Below are 21,872 nucleotides of genomic sequence, written 5' to 3'. Positions count from 1 at the left end.
CAATCCGTCCTCCTCGGACGCTCTATCACTTAATGCGGGTTCCCTTCGAACGCTCTCTCATTTAACGCTGGTTTTGATGAACGCTCTCTCATGCTCTGTTAGTCTCAGGCTCCATGACCGAACTCCGCCCCGACGGTCCAGCCACAGTCGGCTTCCTCCACACGGCGCAGGTCCACGTGGAGACGTTCGAGTCCCTGTGCCGGGAGCTCGTGCCTTCCAGCCGCACTGTCCACCGGGTGGATCCCGACGCTCTGGCGCTTGCCGGGCAGGACAACACAACGGGCCGCGTGCGCGCCGTCGTGGCCGGCCACATTGCCGAGCTCCGTCAGGCGGGGTGCGAGGTGATTCTGTGCACATGCTCAACGCTCGGCGAGGTCGCCGAGGGGCTGTCCGCAGACGGTCTGGAAGTGATCCGCATCGATCGGCCGATGCTTCGTCGGGCCGTCGCACTCGGTCCGCGGATCGGTGTCCTTGCGGCGCTCACAAGCACCGTGGAGCCGACCACACGCGTCCTCGCCGAGGAGGCCCCGGGCAAGGGATCCGCCATATCCGTCGAGGTCTGCGTGGTGGACGGCGCATGGGACGCGTTCCTCAGGGGAGATGAGGAGGACTACCGCTCCCGCGTCGCGGAGGCGGCGCTCGCGCTCTCAAGCCGCTGCGACGTCGTCGTTCTCGCCCAGGCGAGCATGGAACCTGCCGCCGCCCTGCTGGCCGGGCTCGCGACGCCCGTCCTGACGAGCCCCCGCTCCGCCGTCGAAGCGGTCGCCACGGTCCTTCCCTCCCGTTGACGGGGCGGCTCCGATGAACAAACGTGACCGATTAGAACTAAACTCGACTCCGGCCCTGTCCACGATCCGAGGAGTCTTCATGCGCGCTACCATCATCCACGGCCCCGGCGACATCCGGGTCGAAGACCGCGACTACCCCACCGTCCTGCAGCCCACCGACGCTGTCGTGAGGGTCACCGCCGCCTGCGTTTGCGGCTCCGACCTCTGGCCCTACCGCGGCGTGAAGCCCACCCACAACCCCACTGCGATCGGGCATGAATTCATCGGTCTTGTGGAAAGCATCGGCGACGCCGTCACCGATTTGGCCGTGGGAGACTTGGTCATCGCTCCGTTCGTGATCAGTTGCGGAAAGTGCCCGCAGTGCCTGAACGGCGTCACCGTTGCCTGCGACCACTTGGCTGGCTGGGGCGACAAGGACGACGCCGGACTGACGATCGACGGCGGCCAGGGCCAGGCGGTCCGTGTCCCGCTGGCCGAATCGACCCTGGTTAAGGTCCCTGGAATCACTGAGCCTGACGATGCTCTGCGCGCCAGCCTGCTGACCCTCTCCGATGTCATGGCCACCGGCCACCACGCGGCCCTCGCCGCGAAGGCCGGGCCCGGCCGGACCGTCGTTGTGGTCGGCGATGGCGCCGTGGGCCTGTGCGGGGTGCTGGCAGCCAAGCGGTTGGGTGCCGAACGGATTATTGCCATGTCCCGGCATGCCGACCGGCAGGCCATTGCCCGGGAATTTGGCGCCACGGATATCGTGGAGGAACGCGGGGATGAGGGCGTGGCGAAGGTCCGTGAACTCCTCGGCGGGGTTCTGGCCGATTCAGTCTTGGAGTGCGTCGGTACCAAGGAATCCATGGAGCAGGCGCTGCACAGTGTCCGCCCGGGCGGCGCTTTGGGCTTTGTCGGCGTTCCCACGGGCGGAGCCGAGATTCCGCTGCGCTACCTCTTCGACACCAACATCACCATCGGCGGCGGCATGGCCCCGGCCCGGACCTACATCCCGGAGCTGCTTGCCGACGTCCTGGCTGGCAGCATCAACCCGGGCCGGGTGTTCGACGTCGTCATGCCACTCGAGGAAGCACCCGAGGCCTACCGCGCGATGGATGAACGACGCGCCATCAAAGTCCTGCTGACCCCCTAGCCCGGCCGTTCGGAAGCGCTGCGGCGCGCCCGCTAAACGGACCGAAACCCATCCCTCCGAAAGCAGTTCTTTATGGTCGAACAGCTCATTGCCTTTGCATTGACCTGCGTCGTCGTAGTTATCGTTCCCGGCCCTGACTTCGCCCTGGTGCTGAAAAACGCTCACCGCGGGCCGGCGTCGGCGGCATCAACGGCTACCGGGATCATGGTCGGCAACACGATCCTCGCCCTTCTCGCTGTGTTCGGCGTAACCGCGCTCTTGGGGGCGTCCGAAATTCTTGGGACCGTCATCAGGATCGCCGGCGCCGCATACCTACTCTTTTTGGGGATCAGCGCCCTGCTGGAGGCCTTTGGCCGTTCCCGCCGCCAAGCAGCGGCGTCAAAACCCAAGTTGCCATCCAGGGGAGGTTCCCCGTTCCTGCAGGGGATGCTGAGCAATCTGCTTAACCCCAAGGTCGCCATCTTCTATCTTTCCCTCTTCCCGCAATTCAATCTCGGTACGCTTCCCCCTCTGGGGCAGCACGCCTTAATGGCGGGCATCTTTGTACTCATCGCGCTGGTTTGGTACGTCGTGCTGGTACATGCGCTGGCGAAGGTCTCCACGACGTTGGCCCGTCCTCGCGTGAAACGGATCATCACCGGTGGATCCGGGACCCTTCTTACCGGTGTCGGCGGGTCAATCCTGGTGAAATCCTTGGTGTCCACGTAATGGTGACCATGCGTTGTCCCCGCCTCCTGAGAGAAGCCCCCTTGTAGTAGACCCTGACGTCGTTGGCCCGGCCGTCTGCACCGGCCGCTTCCTCCAGCAGCCTCAGGGCAAACAAACCGTGCGTGTCCGATTCGTTATTGTGAGCCGCTTCACAAATTAATCAAAGACCCTATAGGATCTATGATTGTGCAGCCGGGGGCTGCCAGTAATCACGAGGGAGTGAAAAGTGCAGACTGAGACTTTTGCCAGCAAGCCAAAAGAGTCGGCCACGCGGCGTACTATCAAGAATTTGCGGTGGTGGATCCTTGGCTGGGCACTGGCCGCAGGAATCATCAACTACATGGACCGAAGCGCCATCTCCATTGCCGCGCCGGAACTGATCAAGGAATTCGGCCTCAGCCGGACGGACATTGGTCTGCTGGGAACAGTCTTCTCCTGGACCTACGCTTTTGCGCAGCTCCCGGCCGGCTGGCTCGTGGACAAGCTGGGCGCCCGCCGGATGTATTTCCTGGCCATTGCCGGCTGGAGCATCGCCACCGCCCTGATGGCGATGGGCAGCAGGATGTGGCAGTTCATCACGTTCCGGTTCCTGCTCGGCGTCGCGGAGGCTCCCAACGGGCCGGCGTCCGCGAAGCTCACCGCCGACTGGTTCCCCCGGTCGGAGCGCGGACAGGCAACCGCGATCTGGGACAGCGGCTCCAAGTGGGGCCCGGCCATCGCGCCGCCCATCCTCACCGCCATCATGCTGACCTTCGGCTGGCAGGCCATCTTCATCTTCCTCGGCGTCGCCGGCCTGGTGCTGGCACTCGCCTTCTTCATCTACTACCGCGCCCCGGAGGAGCACAAGCGAGCCAGTGCCGAGGAACTTGAGTACATCGAAAGCCAGCGGACCACGCAGCAGCTGAGCGCCAAGAAGGTTTCCTGGCTCGGGCTCTTCAAGCACCGCCAGATCTGGGGCATGATGGCCGGGTTCTTCTGCGTCATCTGGATCTGGAACATCTTCATCGTCTTCCTGCCGCTCTACCTGCAGGAAGAGCGCGGCGCCAGCATCGCAAACTCCGGCTGGCTCGCGGCAGTCCCTTATCTCGGCGCGGCCATCCTGGGCATCACCGGCGGTTGGGTAATGACCCGCTACTCGAAGAAATCCGGCCGCGACCCGCTGCAGGCCAAACGCCACGTGATGTCCGTTGCGGCCGTCATCGCCGGCATTCTCATCTGCCTTATCCCGTTCGTCGATTCCCTCCCGCTCGCCATCGCCGTGATGACCCTGGCACTCGGCTTCGTTGCCACCATGCAGGCCGCCGCCTGGGCGATGCCCGGAGACATCGTGGACAACTCCCAGGTGGCATCCGTGGGCGCCATCCAGAACTTCGGCGGCTACTTCGGCGGCGCCTTCGCGCCACTCCTGACCGGCGTGATCGCTGACGCAACCGGCTCCTACGCGCCCTCGTTCGTGATCGGCGGCATTATCGCCGCAATGGCCGCAGTGGCCTACACGGTGCTGGTGCGCGAACCCATCCGGGAAAAGACCGCAGTACCCGCCGATGGGAACGGATCCAACGCATGAGCACGGCAACGAATGAATTGACGACGCCGGGAACCTCCGTGCGCGCGCCGTTCACCGTCGCGGTCACGGCAGACGCCGCAAAACCTGATGGCAGTTCCATCCACGGAGACCTCGGCCTCCGGCGGCTCACCGAGCAAGGCGTTCAGTGGCACGTCCTGCCCAGCTACACGGACCCGATTCCGCCGGCCGATCTCACCGGCGTCCACGCCGTGCTGTCGCTCGGCCACATCGCGTTCGATGCCCGGACCCTGGACCATGCGCCGGACCTTCGGCAGATTGCCCGGTTCGGTGCCGGGTTCGAGACGATCGATCTCGAGGCCTGCACCCGGGCCGGCGTGGTGGTCACCAACACGCCGGACGCCATCCGGCGGCCGCTCGCGGTAGCCGGCCTCACGCTCCTGCTGGCGCTCTCGCACAAACTGCTGGCCAAGGACCGTCTCACCCGGACCTCGGACTGGGCTGCCCGCGAACGCTACCGCGGGGCCCCGATCGTCGGCCGGACGGTGGGCATCGTGGGCTTCGGCAGCGTCGGCGCAGAGCTCGCCAGGCTCCTGGCCCCGCTGGGGATGAAGGTGGTGGGCAACAACCGCAGCGGCCGCCACCCGGAGGCCGCCGGCCTGGGGGTGGAGCTGCTCGGACTGGACGAGCTGCTTGAGCGTTCCGACTACGTAGTGCTGTGTGCGGCACTCACGCCTGAGACGGAAAACCTCATCGGCGCAGACGCCCTGGCACGGATGAAGCCAAGCGCCCACCTCATCAACATCGGCCGGGGAAAACTGGTGGACACCGACGCCCTGCGCCACGCCCTGCAAACGGGCCTCATCGCCGGTGCCGGACTGGACGTCTTCGAACCCGAGCCATTGCTTCCCGACGACGCGCTGCTGACCCTGGACAACGTGGTGCTCTCGCCGCACTCGCTGTGCTGGACCGAGGACTTCACCCGCGATGTTTCCGCGGGCGCGGTGGGCTCAATACTTGCCATGGCCGCGGGGGAGAAGCCGCTCAATGTCCTCAACCCCGAGGTGTTTGGCACAGCTGCCTTCGCCGCCAAACAGGGGAGGAACTGTGACAGCTGACCAGGCCGACAGCCGCATAGTTGCAGCCCACCAGGCCTACGAGCGCGGCCGGGACGTCGAGCCACGCGTCAGGGCGCGGTGGCTCGAGGAAGTCGCCTCGGCACTGGAATCCCACGCCGATGAGTTGGTGTCACTGGCGCAGGAGGAAACACACCTGGACGAGGCCCGGCTTCGTTTTGAGCTGCGAAGGTCCGTGTTCCAGCTCCGGCTGTTCATCGGAGAAATTGTCCGCGGGGAACACCTCGACGTGACCATCCCCCACGCGGATCCCGCGTGGGGGATGGGCCCCAGCCCAGACATCCGGCGCGTCAACGTGCCGTTGGGTGTGGTGGGTGTCTTTGGCGCCTCGAACTTCCCCTTCGCCTTCAGCGTGATGGGCGGAGACAGTGCTTCGGCGCTCGCGGCCGGCTGCGCCGTGGTGCACAAAATCCACGAAGGGCACCTCCGCCTGGGCATCCGCACGGCTGATGTGGTCACGGCGGCCCTGGCAAAGGCCGGCGCTCCCCAAGGCCTCTTCTCCACACTGGTTGGCAGGGAAGCGGCAGAACGCCTCGTGGACCATCCCCTGGTCAAGGCAATCGGCTTCACCGGGTCAACAGCCGGCGGCCGGGCACTCTTCGACCGGGCCTCCAACCGGCCGGCGCCGATCCCGTTCTACGGCGAACTGGGCAGCATCAATCCCGTTTTCGTCACCGAAAAGGCCTGGGAGGCCAGGCGCGAGGAAATCCTGACCGGTTATGCGGCCTCCTTCACCATGGGTATGGGTCAGTTCTGCACCAAGCCGGGGCTGCTGTTCGCGCCGGTGCAGGATCCCGAAGAGATCAGTGACCTGCTGCACCGGGAGTTGGCTTCGAAACAGCCAAGCCCGCTCCTCAGCCCGGCCTTGCGGGAGGGGTTCGGCAAGGCGCTGAACTCCGTCCAGGCAGCGTCCGGCGTCGACGTCCTGGTGCCCGGGGATGGCGCAGAGGTGCCCAAACCAACGGTGCTGTTCATCGCTGCCGGGAAAGTCCGTCAACACCCCGAAGTCCTCGAGCAGGAGATGTTCGGTCCGGCAACACTGGTGGTCGGTTACAGCCCGGGCGATGACCTGGCGGACCTGGCCCGGCTGCTGGACGGGCAGCTGACAGCGACAGTCCAGGCCGAGCCTGAGGAAGACGTGTCCGTTTTGCTGACGGAGTTGCGGGAGCGGGCCGGCCGCCTGCTCTGGAACGCCTGGCCAACGGGTGTCACCGTGACCTACGCCCAGCACCATGGCGGACCGTACCCCGCCACCACCGCAGCCACCACCTCCGTGGGGACCGCTGCCATTGGCCGCTTTATGCGCCCTGTCGCCTACGACAGCTTCCCGCCGTCGCAACTTCCTGTGCCGTTGCGCGACGGGAATGCCTGGCGGATTCGACGCCGGGTGGATGGCGAGTGGGAACCGGCCGTGCAACGAGAGGACAGCAAATGACAGCAACCGATCCCCGGCAGATTCTCCCCGCACAAGTTCTCCCCACAGAGGGGGCAGCCGCGGTCCTGGTGGGCCGTGTGTGGGATCCTGCGTCGAGGGGGCCGCGAGTGGTGGGCGTCCGTGGCGACGAGGTCTTCGACCTCACCCACAAAGTCCGCACTGTGGCAGGACTTCTGGAGCAGGAAAAGCCTGCGGACTACGTGCTGCACGCCGGTGGTGCTCCCCGCTGGAGCCTTGCCGATCTGATCGACGCTTCACTGGCGGAGGACCGGGAACGGCCCCATCTGCTTGCCCCGGTTGACCTGCAGGTGGTCAAAGCGTGCGGAGTGACGTTCGTGGAGAGCATGGTGGAGCGGGTCATCGAAGAGCGCTGCGGTGGTGATTCCAACCGCGCGGCAGAGGCCCGCAGGACGGTCCTCGAGGCGCTCGGGGGAGGCCTGGACACGCTGCGCCCCGGCTCGGAAGAGGCGCGGGAAGTCAAGCGGGTGTTGTCAGCCCGGGGGATGTGGTCGCAGTACCTTGAAGTGGGCCTTGGCCCCGACCCGGAGGTGTTCACCAAGGCTCCGGTCCTGTCCTCCGTGGGTTTCGGCGCCGGAGTGGGCATTCCCGGCTTCTCGTCATGGAACAACCCCGAACCGGAGCTGGTGCTTATTGTCGACTCGGCCGGAAACGCCAGGGGCGCGACCCTCGGAAACGATGTCAACCTCCGTGACGTGGAAGGCCGCAGTGCCCTGCTCCTGGGCATGGCCAAAGACAACAACGCATCCTGCGCCATCGGCCCGCTGATCCGGCTCTTCCATAAAGACTTCACCCTGGAGTCCCTCCGGGCGGAGGAAATCAGCCTCACGGTTGAAGGCACGGATGGTTACCGGCTGGAGGGCCGCAACAGCCTTGCGCGGATCAGCCGTCCGTTCGAGGAGCTCATCAGTGCTGCGTGGGGCCGTCACCACCAGTACCCGGACGGCTTCGCCCTCTTCACTGGAACACTGTTCGCGCCGACGCAGGACCGGGACGCCGAGGGGCTCGGGTTTACGCACAAGCCGGGCGACGTAGTCACCATCAGCAGTCCCCAGCTTGGAACGCTCGTCAACCGGACCCGGAAGACCGAGGACATGGAACCGTGGACCTTCGGGATCAGCACCCTCTTCGAATACCTGTCGGGGTTGGAGACGGGGTCAGGGAGCGGGCAGTTGAATGCCATGGCCGCCGCAGTACCCGCACCGTAGCGGCTGGATCGTCAGCCCGGGCGCCGCCTTTCACCATTGCTGTCTGCTGCGGTGCCTGCAGCAGGCCATCGCATTACCTTACTTGCCAGCGTCTATTCCAACAGGCGGGATCTTCCCGTCGAAGTAGGCGACCGTGCTGCGCTTGAAGATCCCGGCCACGAGCGAGACGTCCGCACCGGTCACACCGGGACGCACGGCGATCCCCTTCATGACGGCGTGCAGCTCGGCTAGGCTCCGGGTCGCGGTCTGGACCAGGATGCGGCCCGAAACGTTCGCGGCCCAGCGCGTCGCCGGCAGGTCAGCAACGTAACGTCCGGCGGCGTCCAGCGCGGGGGCTTCGGCCCGGACGGTCAGGAGGGCCTCCACCGGATACCCGATCGACGCAGGGTCGAGGATCGCCCGCACGTACACCGCACCGTCGGCGATGAGTGTCTCCAGCCGCCGGCTCGCGGTGGCCTTGGACACTCCCAGGCCGGCGGCCAGCTCGTCAATTGTGATCCGGCCGTTGGCGCGCAGGAGCTCGGCGAGGGCGCGGTTCGGCTCGTCCAGGGGCGGCATCCCGAGTTCCATGTACTGTGCGGCGAACTGCGGGTGTTCGGAAGGGCTGAGCGCCTCGTACTGCTCCAGGGTGAGGAGGTCCGGCCGCCAGCCCGAGACAGTGCGGTAGTACTCGAAGATCGGATCGAGCGAGAAGTCCCGTACGCCGTCAAGGCCGGCCAGCTCGCTGTAAAGGAAGGGGCCCAGGGCGTCCTGTTCGAGGAAAAGCTCCACGATGCACCCGCTCGCCCCGGACAACGAGCTGATCCAGTGCGTCTCCGGCCGCTCGGCGAGCCAGGTCCCCACCGCGGTGACGGCGGCCGGTGCGGCATCGACGCGGAGCATGTAGAGGTCCACGGGCGCCAGCGCCGCAGGACTCGGGAACGATTGAACGCGCACCTCCCCGGACGCGAGGAGCCTGTTGCCCCGGCGGGCCACGGTGCGCTCCTGCTGGCCAAGCACCTCGGCAATGAGCCGCCACGGCGCGCGGCCGTTGCGGATAAGGGCCGCCACAATCTGGCGGTCGAGGTCATCGAGCATGCGCTTCATCCTTCCATGCCCGGGGCATCACCCCGGGCAGCCCCGCTTAAAGGCGAACGCACGACGGCGGGTGGGAACCCGCCGTCGTGCGTTTGGCTAGTTGCCCAGGTACTCCAGCAGCACCGCCAGCGCGGCTCCGGTGCCGTTGACCACGGCGAGCTCGGCGTCGGGCGCGAACTGCGGGGAGTGGTTGCCGGCCGGCGCCTGGCCGTCGGTGAATGCCGCGGCCGGGAATGCACCGAACGCCCAGAACACCACGGGAACGCCGATCGCGTCGCCCAGCCAGCCGGCGTCCTCAGAGCCCATGCCCAGCGGCGCGGCGATGACGGAGTCTGGTCCGAAACCTGCCTGGAGCGCCGCCGTGGCGCGCGCGGTGTGGGCGGCGTCGTTGAAGAGGCGCGGGAAGCGGTTGATCTCCACGATGGCGGGTTCGTCGATGCCGGAGGCGGCGGCCTCGGCGGCGACGATGCGGCGGATCGAGCCCAGGACGTGGGCGCGGACGTCCTCGTCGGGGGTGCGCACGTTGACGGAGAACTCCGCGGTCTCCGGGATGATGTTTTCCTTCAGGCCCGCGTGGAACGTGCCGACCGTCACGACGGCGGGTGTGATGGGTGCTAGCTCGCGCGAGACGATCGTCTGCAGGCGCAGGACCATCGAGGCCGCGGCGACGATCGGGTCAAGGGACTTCTCCGGCTGGGACCCGTGGGCCTGGCGCCCGCGGACGGTGATCCGCCACGAGTCGGCGAGGCTGGCCATGTTTCCGGCGCGCAGCCAGAACTTTCCCGCCTCGACGGGCATCACGTGCTGGGCGAGGACCACTTCGGGGCGCGGCGCGCGGTCCCAGAGGCCGTCGTCGACCATTGCCTTGGCACCCCACGCAGTCTCCTCGCCCGGCTGGAAGAGGAACACCACGGTCCCGTGCCACGCACCCCGGTTCGCGGTGAGGTACGCGGCGGCGGCTAGGGCGGCCGTGATGTGGGTGTCATGGCCGCAGCCGTGCATGGTGGGCCCTTCGTTGCCGTCGGGCAGCGTGCCGGTGGCGGTGCTCGCGTAGTCGAGGCCGGTGGCCTCCTCGATGGGCAGGCCGTCCGTGTCCGCGCGGAAGCCGACCACGGGCCCCTCGCCGTTCGTCAGGAGACCGACGACGCCGGTCCCGCCCGAGCGGAAATGTTCGACTCCCAGCTCGGTCAGCCTGGCCTCGATCGCTTCGGCGGTGCCGTGTTCCACCGAGGACAGCTCGGGCGTCCGGTGGTACTCCTTGTACATCTCGACGTGCTCGGCGACGAAGCCTGCGGGGACCTCAATGCCTTTGGCGAGGGTGGCGGTGTCAGTCATGGTGGCCTTTCATGTCACTCAGGTTCGGTTCTGCTGGTGGAGCTTAGTGTCCGATGGAGGACGGGGCCTCGGACGACGTTGCGTCCACGCTGCGGTTCCGGGCGAACCAGGCGACGAGGATGACAGCGACGACCGAAACCGCGGTGGCATAGTTCGTCAGGGCCGGTGCAATCCGGATCACGCCGTAGACGACGATGGCCGAGACCACGGCGGCGATGATGGTGGTCCGCGCGTTCTTCATGGTCACCACGGCCTGGACCGTCACGGCGCCGAAGACGGCGGAGAGGATGTACAGGCGGGCCACCGCGATGAGTCCCGCCGGCAGGAGGCCGAGAAGCCACGTGCCGAGGAAGCCCACGAAGATGATGAGCGAGAGGATGTGGACGGCCGCCGCGCCGATGATCGCGGCGCCCGCGATAAGTTCGGCGCGGCGCGTGCCCGGCTTCTCGCCGAGATCGGTCTGGGCGATGAGGGCCGACGGGAGCAGCTTGTTGGCGATGTTGCCGATCATGAACGCCTGGTACATGGCGGAGCGTCCGAGGATCGGGTAGTAGGAGATCGGCTCGACAACGGCGATGATGCCGAACGTCGCGAAGACGATGCCGAACGCGGTCCACACCTCCTGGCCGGTGATGCCGAGGCCGGTGCCAAACGCTGCGAAGAGCGCGGCGGCGAGGGAGACGAGGAAGCCGAGCCCCAGGGTGATGGGGCCCCAGATGGACGTGGTGCGCTCGAACTGGGCGAGCCCGTCGAGGGATGCGGTCTTAGAGGACATGAGCGGTTCTCCTGGGCTACTTGGCTGTGACAAGGAAGGCGGCGGCGAGGGCCACGAAGATCGCGATGCCGAGGCCCCACTCGCGCAGCCAGGGCTTGTTGAAGAACTTCGCGGCGGCGATGCACAGACCCATCACTAGCGCGGAGGCGAGCAGCGTGAGGACATGGACCCCGGACTTGGTGGTCTCAGTGAACGCGAGTGTGAAGAACGCGGCGAGGATCGCTGCCGTGGGGACCACGGTCATCACGGCGGGGTTGACCTTGCGCAGCGTCTTGTCGCCCTTGGCCAGGATGGGGGTGAGGATCAGCGCGGTGAGCATCCACACCAGGCCGCCGAGGGTCATCGCGGCGAATCCGATGGCGAAGACCTTCTGGGTGTAGGTGGGGCCGCCGAGCTGCGCACCCTGAGATTGGGCTGCCAGGCCGGCCGCGGCGACGTCGAACGCCGCGGAGCCGACGAGGCCGATGCGGGTCAGGACGGCCGGGGTACTGAAAAGCGGCAGGAGCGAGACCGCGACGAGGGCGACGGCGAGCGAGGGGCCGATCGCGGCGATGCCGCCGCGGCGGACCGAGCCGATGACCTGCTTGTCCGTGAGGTTCACCGAGCCGGCGGCCTTGCGGATGGCGCGCAGGTAGATGACGGACTGGAGCACGATGACCGCGAACACGGCTGCCGCGCAGATCCAGAGGACAGGGTGGAAAGACACTGGGGTGATGTCGGTCGAACCCGGGTCGACGGCGAAGCGGTGCATCCGCACTCCTTGGGGGTTTCATGGTTTGGCTCAGGTGTGATGTCGATCTAACAGGTCTGTGATCCACATCATTGCTGATTTCTTCCATGAAACGCCATCGAATGTCCATAAGTCAAGTGTTTTGTCGTGTTTCTGTCGATATCGATGAGCGCCGTCGGAGTCCCGGGCGCGGATCACCACAAGATGATCTTCAGTGCCGGCCGCAACACTGACAGGCGAAGGTGTTACATGTAACAATTGACTATGAGCGTTAGGGATCGTGTTGCACGCCACCGAATTGCCATGCGTGAGCGCGGCCTGCGGCAGGTTCAAATGTGGGTGCCGGATGTCCGTACGCAAGACTTCAAGCTTGAGGCGCGGCGGCAAGCACTGGCTGTTGCTGCCGCCGACAGGGCCAGCGACGACCAGGACTTCATCGAGGAAATTTCGGAAGATTGGCCGGAGTGAAGCGAGGCGAGTTGTGGACAGTTTCAGGCGGAACTTATGCACAGAAACCCAGGCCAGCGCTCATAATTCAGGACGACTTGTTTGAGGCCGTGGAGTCCGTCACGCTTTTGCCGCTGACGTCCCAACTGACCAACGCTCCACTCCTGAGGCCGTCAGTCGATGCCGGCGCCTCGACCGGCCTGGAGCGCGAAAGCCAGATCATGGTAGACAAGCTGACCACGGTGCGGCGGACCAATCTTGGACACAGACTTGGGCAAGTAGACGCCAAGACGATGACTACGGTCGAGCAGTCCCTCGCCGTCTTTTTGGGGCTCGCGCGCTGAGCGACGACGGCGGATCGGCCCGAAATGCCGGGCCGACCCGCCGTCGTCGGATGGTTCTGTAGGAGGGGAGCTATCCCCGTGCCACCAGCCCCGGCACACCGTCCTGGATGGCGAAGGAGGCCTTCGTCGAAACGGGCGCGCCCGGCGTCGTGACGTAGTCCAGCGTGCGGAAGTCCGCGGTCATTGCATCCTTCGTGATCCGGGTGTTCACGTAGCCGCGGTTGTCGTTGTAGAACTTCAGGTGCGGGTTCCATGCCATCACGGGATCGGCTGTTGAGCCGTTGCCGTTGCCGGTGGACGTGATGGACGTGCAGACCAGCTCGGAGCCGACCACGGGGGAGGCAGGGTCCTTGTAGTCCACCTTGACGTCGTTGGCCCAGTTGCGGTGCACGTCGCCGGTGAGGACCACGGCGTTGCGGACGTTCGCGTCCACCCAGCCCTGCGTGATGCGGCGGCGCGACGCGGCGTAGCCGTCCCAACCGTCCATGGAGACGTCGTCGATCTCCGGGGCCTTGTCGCGGTCCCGCTCGGTGAAGAACACCTGCTGGCCGAGGATGTCCCAGCGCTGCGTGGAATTCTTGAACCCGTCCAGCAGCCATTTCTCCTGCTCGGCGCCGGTGATGGTACGGTCCTCGGCCAGGCGCTCGGCCACGTTTTTCTTCCAGCCGTCGCCGGCGAGCTGGTCGTCGCGGTACTGGCGGGTATCCATCATGTGGAAGTTGGCCAGCTGGCCCCACTGCAGCTTCCGGTAGATCTTCATGTCGGCACCCGCCGGCACGGACGACGGCCGCAGCGGCATGTTCTCGTAGTAGGCCTGGAACGCGGCGGCCCGGCGCTGCCTGAAGTGCTCGGTGGTGTCGTTCAGCTGGCTCGCATCCCGGTTTTCCGGGACGTCGTCCGCCCAGTTGTTGTCCACCTCGTGGTCATCCCACACCACCAGCCACGGTGCGATTGCGTGCGCGGACTGCAGGTCGGCGTCGGCCTTGTACTGCGCGTGCCGCTGGCGGTAGCTGGCCAGGCTGACGGTCTCCGGGCCGGCGTGGTCGCGCGGGTTGCCGCCGCCGATCACGTAGCCGCCCTTCGTGTACTCGTACAGGTAGTCGCCCAGGTGCAGCACCAGGTCCGGCTGGTCCTGCGCCAGTCGCCGGTACGCGGTGAAGTAGCCGTGCTCGTACTGCGCGCAGCTGGCGAACGTCATGGCCAGCGCCGCCGGCGTCTCGTGCAGCGCCGGGCTGGTCAGGGTGCGGCCCACCGGGCTGATGTGCTTGCCCGTGCGGAAGCGGTAGAAGTACTCGCGCCCCGGGCGCAGTCCCTTCAGCTCCACGTGCACCGAGTGCGCGGTTTCGATCCGGGCATGCTCGACGCCGCGGGCTACTACCGTGCGCATGTTGGCGTCCTCGGCCACTTCCCACCGCACGGCGACGTTGCGGGAGGGCATGCCGCCCAGTCCGTCCTCCGCGACCGGGTCAATGGCGAGGCGGGTCCAGATCACGAAGCCGTCCGGCCACGGCTCGCCGGAGGCGATGCCGAGCATAAACGGGTCGGCGCGGAGGCCGGCGTCGTCCGCGGTTGAAGCGAAGGCCGCACCCGGAAGGGCTGCGACGAGGCCGGCCCCGAGGCCGGCGGAAAGGAGGGATCTGCGCGAAATGTTATCCATGCATCCGACCCTAGGGGGGATGGTTAGACGGGTCCTGAGGGGGATATGAATGGATAGTTAACTGCATGACAAGAGTTGTTGATGTGGCGTAGTGCGGGGTTATCCGTTGTCATTACCCACTTCCCCGGCAGGGCCGCCGTTCTGAAAGGGTATCTTTGGCGAGGGGGGCCGTACCGGTCAAGTCCTACACCGGTGTCCGGGTTTGCCYGCGGCCAGGCCGAGCAGCAGCACGTCTCCGGTGTCCGCGTCCGACGGCAGTGACGTCGTCAGCATGACTGAGGAGAGTGACTGGTGAGCAACGCCGGTGAATGGACTGCCACGCTGAAGGCATTCCACGAAAAGCAACTGGACCGTCCCCGCCGTGTGTACCGGCTCGGCCGCACCAAGGTCATCTTTTCAGGTGGCCACGCCGCCTGCACTGTGGGTGCAGCAGTTGTGGCATCATGGCTGGATTTTCCCACCTTGGCGTTCTGGATTGCCATCGCCATCGGGTTTGTGGTGGGTAAGTACCTCTTCCCGGTCCCGCGCAGCAGCGTTGCGAGCCGATACGGCTCCCGAGCGGTGGCCAGGAAATCTCCCGGCGAACTGGACTACATGACGCCGGAGGAGATCCGGGCTTACCAGTACAACGTCCAGTTCACCCAGAAGGGCGTTACCCCTTTGGCGCTGGGGACCGAAGAAGCTCTTGGCCGCCAGTCTGAGGGAGTCAGGACAGTGTCCCTGGCGGCGGGCGCGGACGCCGGGCTGTTGGCGCACCTTTCGCTGGCCGATGTCAAGGAATACGGGAGGACCGCCGACCGTCACGATCTGCTGAAGCGGCGGTGGCTCACCTACGAGGTGGACCCGCAGTTGCAGTTCAATTACCCTGGAATGTCCGATATGGCACTCCCGGCCACCGTGACCATGATCAGGGCGCGGGCGGCCGGCGTTCCGTAGTGGCCGCTGGTCCACGGGCCGGGTGGCCGGTCGTGAGCCAAGGCTTGGATACGAATGAGCGCCGAGACTTCCGAATCCGCCGGTGCGGTCAGATCTTCGTGGCCCGCAGGCGCAGGGCGTTGGTGATGACGCTGACGGAGGACAGTGCCATCGCGGCGGCAGCGACGATGGGGGAGAGCAACAGGCCGAAAGCGGGGTAGAGAATGCCTGCGGCGAGCGGGATCCCGGCCGCGTTGTAGATGAACGCGAAGACGAGGTTTTGCCGGATGTTGGCCATGGTGGCTTCGGAGAGTTTCCTGGCCCGCACTATTCCTGTCAAATCCCCTTTCAACAGCGTGATTCCGGCGCTTTCGATCGCTACGTCGGTTCCGGAACCCATGGCGATGCCGACGTCGGCCGCGGCCAGAGCGGGAGCGTCGTTGACGCCGTCGCCGGCCATGGCCACGATCCGGCCTTCGGTGCGCAGCCGCTCGACGACGGCGCTCTTGTGATCGGGCAGCACCTCGGCCTCGATCTCGGTGATCCCCAGCCGCCGGGCGACCGCTTCGGCGGTGGTGCGGTTGTCGCCGGTGAGCATAACGACGCGGATGCCTTCCTGCCGCAGGGCGTTCAGCGCGGCTGGTGTGCTTTCCTTGACCGGGTCCGCGATGGCGAATACCGCGGCGGGGAGTCCGCCGATGCCGGCGAAGATGGCGGTCGCGCCGTCGGCCCGCAGCTCCTCGGCGCGCGCGGCCAGGGCATCGGTCGGCACGCCCTCTGAGGCCAGGAACTTTGCACTGCCCAGCAGCACGCGCCGTCCCTCAACCGTTCCGGAGACACCCTTGCCCAGCGGCGAGTCGAAGTCCGCCACCGGCGGAATCGTGATGCCGGCGCCATGGGCGGCTTCGACGATGGCCAGGCCGAGCGGGTGCTCGGAGGCCTGCTCGACGGCGGCGGCCAGGCGCAGCACCTCCTGTTCCGCGAAGCCGTCTGCCGGAACGATGCCGGTGACGGAGGGACGTCCCTCTGTCAGGGTCCCGGTTTTGTCCACGACGAGCGTGTCCACCTTTTCCATCCGTTCGAGGGCTTCGGCGTTCTTGATCAGCACGCCCAGTCCCGCACCGCGCCCGACGCCGACCATGATGGACATCGGTGTGGCTAGGCCAAGGGCACACGGGCAGGCAATGATCAGCACGGAGACGGCCACGATCAGGCCGTGCGCCATCCGGGGTTCGGGTCCCACCAGTGCCCAGATGATGAAGGCAGCCACGGCGATGGCGATGACGATGGGAACGAACCAGGAAGCCACCTTGTCGGCCAGGCCCTGGATCGGGGCCCGTGAGCGCTGGGCGGCGGCGACCATGGTGACAATGCGGGCCAGCATGGAGTCGCTGCCCAGTTTCTGTGCGCTGATGACCAGTGCCCCGGTCTGGTTGAGCGTGCCGCCGACGACGTGATCCCCGGCTTGTTTGGTCACGGGCATCGATTCGCCGGTGACGAGGGATTCATCGAGTGTGGCGCGCCCGTCCACCACTTCGCCGTCGACCGGGACCTTTTCCCCGGGCCGGACCCGGACCCGGTCGCCGACCTGCAGCTGGCCGAGCGGGACTTCGAGTTCGGCGCCGTCGGTCCCGATCCTTCGCGCGGTCTTGGGCGTCAAATCCAGCAGGGCCTTGATGGCGCCGGAGGTCTGTTCCCGGGCGCGCAGCTCGAGCACCTGGCCGAGCAGGACCAGGACCACAATGACCGCGGCGGCCTCGAAGTAGACATCGACGCTGCCGTCCATGCCCCGGAACGCCTCCGGAAAAGCGGAGGGCACGAAGATGGCGGCCACGCTGTAGAGCCACGCGACGCCGGTGCCGATCGCGATGAGCGTGAACATGTTCAGTTTCATGGTCCGGAGCGAGGCCCAGCCGCGGACGAAGAAGGGCCAGCCGGCCCACAGGACCACCGGCGTGGCCAGGAAGAACTGGATCCAGGCGGAGAGCTGCGGCGGGACCACTTCGTGCAGCGCGGGGAACAGGTGGCCCCCCATTTCGAGGAGGAAGACCGGGATTGTCAGTGCCAGGCCGACCCAGAACCGCCGGCTCATGTAGGCGAGTTCGGGGTTTGGTCCGCTCTTGGCCGTGATGACCACCGGCTCCAGTGCCATCCCACAGATCGGGCAGGAACCCGGCCCCGACTGCCGGATTTCAGGGTGCATGGGGCAGGTGTACTCGAGCTCCTCGTCCTTTGCAGGCGCGATGGCGGTTGACTCGCCGGTTCCAGGCAGATACCGGGCCGGATCCGCCACGAACTTGTCCAGGCATCCGGCCGAACAGAAGTAGTACTGCTGTCCCTGGTGATCGGCGTGGTGCCCAGTGGCTTGCGGGTCGACAGTCATCCCGCAGACGGGGTCCTTGACCTGTTCGGCCGTTCCGGCCCCATGGCGGTGATGTGCATGCTCGGTCATGATAACGCTGGTCTCCTCACACGGATTGCGGGTTTCCGTGGAGTCCGGAAGCGTCAGGTCACTTGAGATGGCGCTCCACTGAACCGCGGAGGAAGACCTTCAGTGCGTTCGGGCGTGCCCTGGGCGGGGGCCGTGACGACTCTTTCCGGTAACTCTCAAATTATACCCCTAGGGGGTATAAATCAAGCCCGGTCGGCTTGTGCGGTCAGTAGTGCGTGGACCCTTGCGGGGGTCCATGCGCAGGCGGACAATGGCCAAACGCACCACCGAGCTCGGGAGATGAAAATGCCAAATCTAGTTCGCATGAGCCTGGATTCGCCGGAGGAGACCCGTCCCTTCGAAGGTGAGACCGGCCAGCTTCAACTCGTCAACATGGAAAAGGGGGCAGTCGGCCGCGCCACGTTCAAGCCTGGATGGCGCTGGTCCGAACATGTGAAGCCGATCGCGAAAACGGAGAGCTGCCAGGCATCCCATATGGGGTACTTCGTTTCCGGCCGGATGAAGGTGGTCATGGATGATGGCGAAGAGATGGAGTACGGGCCCGGCGACTTCGCCACCATGGCCCCGGGGCATGACGCCTGGGTGGTCGGAGACGAGCCCTGCGTCATCATCGACTGGCAGGGATTCGCCGACTACGCCAAACGCTGAAAGCTTTCCGCTGAGCGGGCCACTTCAAAGATCAAAACGGTAGCGCTGCCGGACGTCGTTGTGGGGGCGCTAGGAGAACGGAGACACCATGCAGGACGAAAGCGTTGGCCAGAATCTCAAGGGAATGGACGATCTCGACTTCGACGGCTGGAACAAGGCCGACTGGAACGGCGTCTTTGCCCATCACCACACCGAGGACGTCCTGGTGGACTGGAAAGGCCAGGAACCAACCCGCGGAGTCACCGAACACATTGACGCGATGAAGGCTTTCGTTGAATCCGCGGGTGGCACGCCACCTCAGATCACCGCACATCCCATCGCCTTCGGATCAGGTGAGTGGACCTGTGTCATCGGCGAGTTCGCAGACGGGAGCCGCATGGTGACCGTGGCGAAGTGGCATGACGGGGCAATCGCCGAAGAATACATCTGGGCATAACCCCCGATCTGCCGGCCGAAGCCGCTTCCTCGGCGGGAGCGGCTTCCGCCTTGCCATCCGCGGGCGACGTCATGTGCGCCAGCGTTATCGGCGGTGTGGCGGCCTCCATGGCTGGGGTGGCCGGGTGGAGCCTCGTTGCACTGAGCACCGTCATTGCCGGCGCCCTCTCGCTGGCGGCCGCCGCGGTAGGTGCGAGTGTCGCCGTCGTCCTTCTCCTCGGGTTCGCCGGACGGCTCCGGGCCCGCCGGACCGACCCCGGCCGCGCGCTCCACGAGCCGCCGCACCGGTCCTGGCCCAGGATGCTCAAACATGCCGGACGGTAGTGCTGGCAATCGGCGTGGCGGGTTCCCTTGCCACGCTGGCCGGCCTGGGCCACAGCTATTGGGCGGATGGTGGCGCTTCATCGTCATCATCCTCACAACTCGCGCCTGCGCCGCACGGCTGCGGGCCGGTCAGCAGAACTGCTGACCGGCCCGCAGTCGATGTCACTTATACGATGAGACCGATTCCAGGTCGTCGGCATCGTCGTCTGAACTGGTGACAGAAGGAATGACAGCGACTGCTTCATCCTTCGAGCCACGCGATTCGCGCTGCGAGTACAGCCAGATGGGAATGTAGAGGGACAGGACGAGGAAGCCGAGCCAGGTTGAGGTCCAGCCGATTTCCTGGCTGTTCAGGTAGACCACGCCGATCAGGCACAGCGGCAGGTTGAACAGGCCGAAGAGCATGGCGACATGCTTCCAGCCCTTGGGCGCTTTGAAGGGCCTTTCCAAGGTGGCGAAGGCCGGGTGCTTCTTGGCCCTGACGTAGGCGAACAGGCTGATGCCGTTGGCACAGGTGTAACCAATGGCGGCGGCCGCCAGGATTGCCGCGAGGGATCCCATGGAAATCAGGACCATGTTGAACGCCGCAGTGACGAGCAAGGCAATGAACGGGGTGCCATGGCGGTTCGTCTTGCCGAAGACACGGGGAAGGTTGCCTTCGGTCGTCATGGAGTGCAGGGCCCGGGAAGAACCCAGGTAAGCCGTCTGGATGATGAGGATCATGGCCGCGATCAGCATGATGATGGTGATGACGGAGCCCGCTTCGCCAAAGACGGCCCGGGCCACGGGAATCAGGGGCGAGAGAGGCTCCGCCATCACACCGTCAACGCCAAGCACGCCGATCACCGAAGTTTGCACCAGTACGTATGAGACTAAGCAAATGAGGCCGCAGGAAAACAGCGCTTTGGGGACGTCTTTGGATGGGTTCTTGTATTCAGGGGCGTAGATGGCTGCCGTTTCCCAGCCGCAGGCACTCCACTGTGCGATCGCAAAGATGCCAAAGAGAATCAGGATGTGGTGCATGTCCCAAGACCAGTCTGCCGGCCACCAGTTGCCGGTGATATTGGCCATGTCAACGTGTCCGGTAGCAAAGGGCGCCACGGCCAGGATGATCAGCGGGATCAGGGAAACCGCGGCGAGGACGTAACCCAGGATGGCGCCGTCCTTGAGGCCGAACCAGTTAACAACGAACAACCCTGCGAAAATTACCAGGCCCGAGATCAAGGAGAGCTGATACTCGGTGAAGGTCTCGGCCAGCACCGGAAACAGTCCGTGCAGGTAGCCGCCCACCAGGATGGCGAAGATCGCCAGGACCGGGTTCCAGGCAAACCAGTAGCTCCAGGCGGAGAAGCCGCCGATCAGCTTGCCCTTGTCGTACTTGCCCTTATAGTTCTCGGTGCGGAAGACATGCTGGGCGAAACCTGGCAGGCCGGAGGCCTTGGGAAAAGTGGTAGCCATCTCGGCATAGGCAGCGTTCTGTATAAAGCCCTGCATGACCGACAACCCCCAGACCAGGATTGCTGCGGCCGCCATGTACATGGGCAGGTAGCCCAAGGACGGCAGAATCAACAGAGGCACACCCAGGGCAATGGCCAACCCCTGTTTCCAGTTGATGGATCTTTCCAGGTGGCCAACGCCATCCGAAATGTTTTTACTCATGACAGTCTCCTTGGGCGACAAGTCGCCTGGTCTGTGAGGTTTGGGTAGAAAGCTTTTGAATACCGCGGCGGCCTCGGGAATATCCCTGCAGGCGCCTTGAATAAGGCGGCGCACAATGCAACGGCGGATTAGCCCGCTGATTCAAATTGCATGCCATCCGGGGCGCTATATTGGCACGTAAATTTCTGAAATACCGAGGCTTTTGTGCGCACTGTGCGGCAAGCCAAAGATTGATATATCTTTATGCTTTTTATGGCTCGGCCAACCTGCAGATGCGCAGAAGCACTTGGGCGAACGGATGCGGGGAACGTGGCAGAAGGTGGCATGCAGCCATCCTGGTGATGACCCGCGGGCGCCGCGCCGGGAGCGGCTGGGAAGCTGAATCCTAGAGTTCGTAGTACCGGAAGGAGTGCGACGCTGCACCCTCGGGGTTGGGACCGTAAATTGTCACCATCCGGGCGTAGACGGGTGCCCAGTAGTGGCCAAGCTGTCCGGGGTTAACGCGTGCTGAATCGCCGGGTCTCAGCACGACAGTCTTGCCCTCACTCTCGATGTACAGTTCGCCTTCCACGACGAAGTTCGTTTCGGAGTGAGGGTGGAAGTCTTCCCACCCGCAGGCTTCCATTTCCCATTCCGAGAGCCGGAAGTCATCCCAGGGGCCGTCGGGATTCGCGTTGATAAATCTGCAGCGCAGCCGCGGCCATTCGTCTTTCATGACCTTCATGGACTGCATTGACCAGAAGTCGATCGTTTCGCCCGTCGTCAGTGACGGGTGCTGGGTGGTGGCTGTGGCCATAATCTTTCACCGTTCTTCAATGGAAGCCTGCTAAGGGAACTTCGGTGAATCTAAAATCAGGTGGATCAACGTGATGTGGATCACGGATTTGAATACTGTGACATTGACAGTCGTCCTAGTCAAGGGTCCATGAGTAGGAATGTGCATGTTTTTCACGCATCTATCTGAGGGTCAGTTCTCAAAAAGAATCTCGGGAAATCTTTTCCTGAACGATTGACTTGCACGGCCGTTCATGTGAAAGTCGGTGAACGAACAAACGTGATTCACTTCACACCGATTTGGTTCAAAGAGGAGCTGAGCCGGTCCGTCGCGAATCAGGAATGTC

Annotated in this window: 21 protein-coding genes; 13 read left to right on the top strand and 8 right to left on the bottom strand. The window is 65.2% G+C overall.

The window, feature by feature from the left end:
* Positions 1–113 precede the first annotated feature (113 nt).
* The 7 genes from AC1DIM_RS04775 to AC1DIM_RS04745 all read left to right on the top strand — a co-directional run bounded on the left by AC1DIM_RS04775 (position 114) and on the right by AC1DIM_RS04745 (position 7,953).
* Positions 114–788: an aspartate/glutamate racemase family protein gene (locus AC1DIM_RS04775; RefSeq protein ID WP_477709344.1), complete on the top strand. Its 675-nt coding sequence runs from the start codon at positions 114–116 to the stop codon at positions 786–788.
* A gap of 79 nt (positions 789–867) precedes the next feature.
* Positions 868–1,923, top strand: coding sequence for a zinc-dependent alcohol dehydrogenase family protein (locus AC1DIM_RS04770; protein ID WP_477709343.1), 1,056 nt, complete (start codon positions 868–870; stop codon positions 1,921–1,923).
* Between the two features lie 72 nt (positions 1,924–1,995).
* Entirely contained in the window at positions 1,996–2,631 is a 636-nt protein-coding gene (locus AC1DIM_RS04765) for a LysE family translocator (protein WP_477709342.1), read from the top strand.
* Between the two features lie 226 nt (positions 2,632–2,857).
* The gene (locus tag AC1DIM_RS04760) at positions 2,858–4,198 is read left to right on the top strand and encodes an MFS transporter (protein WP_477709341.1); all 1,341 of its coding nucleotides are present in this window, start codon (positions 2,858–2,860) and stop codon (positions 4,196–4,198) included.
* Positions 4,195–5,274, top strand: coding sequence for a 2-hydroxyacid dehydrogenase (locus AC1DIM_RS04755; RefSeq protein ID WP_477709340.1), 1,080 nt, complete (start codon positions 4,195–4,197; stop codon positions 5,272–5,274). Before AC1DIM_RS04760 ends, AC1DIM_RS04755 begins: the two co-directional genes overlap by 4 nt.
* The gene (locus AC1DIM_RS04750) at positions 5,204–6,727 is read left to right on the top strand and encodes an aldehyde dehydrogenase (NADP(+)) (RefSeq protein ID WP_477709339.1); all 1,524 of its coding nucleotides are present in this window, start codon (positions 5,204–5,206) and stop codon (positions 6,725–6,727) included. Before AC1DIM_RS04755 ends, AC1DIM_RS04750 begins: the two co-directional genes overlap by 71 nt.
* Positions 6,724–7,953, top strand: coding sequence for a fumarylacetoacetate hydrolase family protein (locus AC1DIM_RS04745; RefSeq protein ID WP_477709338.1), 1,230 nt, complete (start codon positions 6,724–6,726; stop codon positions 7,951–7,953). Before AC1DIM_RS04750 ends, AC1DIM_RS04745 begins: the two co-directional genes overlap by 4 nt.
* Before the next feature lie 78 nt (positions 7,954–8,031).
* Here AC1DIM_RS04745 and AC1DIM_RS04740 read toward each other — a convergent pair whose 3' ends face one another.
* From AC1DIM_RS04740 to AC1DIM_RS04725, 4 genes are all read right to left on the bottom strand, one after another.
* Positions 8,032–9,030, bottom strand: a complete 999-nt coding sequence (locus AC1DIM_RS04740) for an Lrp/AsnC family transcriptional regulator (protein ID WP_477709337.1) — start codon at positions 9,028–9,030, stop codon at positions 8,032–8,034.
* A 96-nt stretch (positions 9,031–9,126) separates the two neighbouring features.
* Positions 9,127–10,365, bottom strand: a complete 1,239-nt coding sequence (locus tag AC1DIM_RS04735) for an amidohydrolase (protein WP_477709336.1) — start codon at positions 10,363–10,365, stop codon at positions 9,127–9,129.
* A gap of 43 nt (positions 10,366–10,408) precedes the next feature.
* On the bottom strand, positions 10,409–11,140 hold the full coding sequence (locus AC1DIM_RS04730) for a hypothetical protein (protein WP_477709335.1): 732 nt from the start codon (positions 11,138–11,140) through the stop codon (positions 10,409–10,411).
* A gap of 16 nt (positions 11,141–11,156) precedes the next feature.
* On the bottom strand, positions 11,157–11,891 hold the full coding sequence (locus AC1DIM_RS04725; RefSeq protein WP_477709334.1) for a DUF5058 family protein: 735 nt from the start codon (positions 11,889–11,891) through the stop codon (positions 11,157–11,159).
* A 243-nt stretch (positions 11,892–12,134) separates the two neighbouring features.
* Here AC1DIM_RS04725 and AC1DIM_RS04720 point away from each other — a divergent pair, with 243 nt between their 5' ends.
* Both AC1DIM_RS04720 and AC1DIM_RS04715 read left to right on the top strand, forming a co-directional pair.
* Positions 12,135–12,338 (top strand): antitoxin MazE-like protein, encoded by a 204-nt coding sequence (locus AC1DIM_RS04720; RefSeq protein WP_477709333.1) that lies wholly within the window; start codon positions 12,135–12,137, stop codon positions 12,336–12,338.
* The gene (locus AC1DIM_RS04715) at positions 12,335–12,661 is read left to right on the top strand and encodes a type II toxin-antitoxin system PemK/MazF family toxin (protein WP_477709332.1); all 327 of its coding nucleotides are present in this window, start codon (positions 12,335–12,337) and stop codon (positions 12,659–12,661) included. The genes AC1DIM_RS04720 and AC1DIM_RS04715 overlap by 4 nt, the downstream gene beginning before the upstream one ends.
* A gap of 70 nt (positions 12,662–12,731) precedes the next feature.
* Here AC1DIM_RS04715 and AC1DIM_RS04710 read toward each other — a convergent pair whose 3' ends face one another.
* Positions 12,732–14,318, bottom strand: a complete 1,587-nt coding sequence (locus tag AC1DIM_RS04710; protein WP_477709331.1) for an alkaline phosphatase D family protein — start codon at positions 14,316–14,318, stop codon at positions 12,732–12,734.
* A 291-nt stretch (positions 14,319–14,609) separates the two neighbouring features.
* Here AC1DIM_RS04710 and AC1DIM_RS04705 point away from each other — a divergent pair, with 291 nt between their 5' ends.
* Entirely contained in the window at positions 14,610–15,254 is a 645-nt protein-coding gene (locus AC1DIM_RS04705) for a hypothetical protein (protein WP_477709330.1), read from the top strand.
* A gap of 88 nt (positions 15,255–15,342) precedes the next feature.
* Here the strand turns inward: AC1DIM_RS04705 and AC1DIM_RS04700 are convergent, their stop codons facing one another.
* A complete protein-coding gene (locus AC1DIM_RS04700; protein WP_477709329.1) occupies positions 15,343–17,685 on the bottom strand; it encodes a heavy metal translocating P-type ATPase in 2,343 nt (780 codons plus the stop codon).
* Positions 17,686–17,988: 303 nt separating this feature from the next.
* On the opposite strand from AC1DIM_RS04700, the gene AC1DIM_RS04695 reads away from it, so the two are divergent.
* From AC1DIM_RS04695 to AC1DIM_RS04685, 3 genes are all read left to right on the top strand, one after another.
* Positions 17,989–18,333 (top strand): cupin domain-containing protein, encoded by a 345-nt coding sequence (locus AC1DIM_RS04695; protein WP_477709328.1) that lies wholly within the window; start codon positions 17,989–17,991, stop codon positions 18,331–18,333.
* An 88-nt stretch (positions 18,334–18,421) separates the two neighbouring features.
* The gene (locus tag AC1DIM_RS04690; RefSeq protein ID WP_477709327.1) at positions 18,422–18,769 is read left to right on the top strand and encodes a hypothetical protein; all 348 of its coding nucleotides are present in this window, start codon (positions 18,422–18,424) and stop codon (positions 18,767–18,769) included.
* 71 nt (positions 18,770–18,840) lie between these two features.
* On the top strand, positions 18,841–19,092 hold the full coding sequence (locus tag AC1DIM_RS04685) for a hypothetical protein (RefSeq protein WP_477709326.1): 252 nt from the start codon (positions 18,841–18,843) through the stop codon (positions 19,090–19,092).
* Positions 19,093–19,254: 162 nt separating this feature from the next.
* Here AC1DIM_RS04685 and AC1DIM_RS04680 read toward each other — a convergent pair whose 3' ends face one another.
* A complete protein-coding gene (locus AC1DIM_RS04680) occupies positions 19,255–20,751 on the bottom strand; it encodes an APC family permease (protein WP_477709325.1) in 1,497 nt (498 codons plus the stop codon).
* Positions 20,752–21,136: 385 nt separating this feature from the next.
* Positions 21,137–21,547, bottom strand: coding sequence for a cupin domain-containing protein (locus AC1DIM_RS04675; RefSeq protein ID WP_477709324.1), 411 nt, complete (start codon positions 21,545–21,547; stop codon positions 21,137–21,139).
* Positions 21,548–21,872: the final 325 nt, after the last annotated feature.

It is taken from the genome of Pseudarthrobacter sp. 01T43, from assembly GCF_056398665.1.
This window is presented reverse-complemented; position numbering and strand designations above follow the sequence as displayed.